This window comes from Gammaproteobacteria bacterium, from assembly GCA_003696665.1.
Lineage (GTDB): Bacteria > Pseudomonadota > Gammaproteobacteria > Enterobacterales.
This window is the reverse complement of the sequence record RFGJ01000239.1, coordinates 1-1062: the sequence shown is the minus strand read 5'-3', so window position 1 is coordinate 1062 and position 1062 is coordinate 1. Positions and strand designations below refer to the sequence as shown.

Annotated in this window: 1 protein-coding gene; it reads left to right on the top strand. The window is 48.5% G+C overall.

Annotated elements, in window-relative coordinates; all coding sequences use genetic code 11:
- Nucleotides 1–873: 873 nt before the first annotated feature.
- Nucleotides 874–1062 (top strand): hypothetical protein (locus D6694_06800; GenBank protein RMH43654.1); only part of this gene is annotated, 189 nt, incomplete at its 3' end.

The following is a 1062-nucleotide window of genomic DNA, read 5'->3' as shown; positions in this document are numbered from 1 at the left end:
GGAACGTCAGAACAACGGCGCAACACCAGATTCCAGTCGCCCCAATCGCGACAGGTTGACGACCAAGGGCCAGGGATGCGCCAACAGGCCGAGGCTGGCGTGCTGGTTCCCGAGTTGTGCCGTGAACAGGGTGTGAGCAGTGCGGTCCGCTATCAGTGATAGGCAAAATAAGGTGATATGGATGGACCAATGAAGAAGTGCCTTTTCCTTATTTAAAGCCGTCTTAAAAAATGCAATTTTCGGTAATTTTTCACATCATTTTTCGATTTCTTTTGATACCATTCCACCAAAATTTACCGTCATAGAGTACCGGGTACGTTAAGCGGTCTACCCGGGTTTAAGGAAAAACCAGGAGGATCGTTATGCTGCGTGCCCGTGCCCGCCGTTTAACGTCGTTTGTGTCGTTGGTCTTTCTTTTCGGTTTTGCCTTATTAGGAATATCGTGATCACAACCAGCGCATGCCATCTGTTTAAAACCTTATGCACTGAAGGCAGCGCCGCAGCCGTCATTGCCGCACATACTTCCGGACTGAGGCGACCGATGGGACTGAGGCCATGAATCCGACAGTAATACACTTCGATAGACTCGAATACTGTTTGTCGCATCTGCTAGCGTGTCGCAAATCATGCCTTCGAATCCGTTCACTTTAAGCGTGTGGAAAAAATTTCAGCGCAAACTTGGCAATGGACAAGCTCTGTTCAGTGACCAGTGCCATCGCATCCTTCTTGCGTTTGGGTGTACACTGGCGTCTTTGTTTTTCACTAGCCATGTTTCAACTCGTTCGCTGTTGCAACCTCTTAACAAGGTGCCTATCAGGCATGGGTAAGGTCGTTATGTTAGATCACAGGAGGACTAAAATGACTAGTTTACGTATGGCTCGCGTCACCACTTTGTTGCTGGGTTTATTGACGCCGATGCTTTGGTCATGTGACGGCATTAGCGATGTGTTGGCAAGTAAGATCGCGAGTTTTCGGAACTGCTTGCAAAATAATCCCAAGAAGGTTGACTTCAAACGATGCAATGCCTTTGTCCCGCTTTTTCCAAACGAGTTTGGGTGGGCG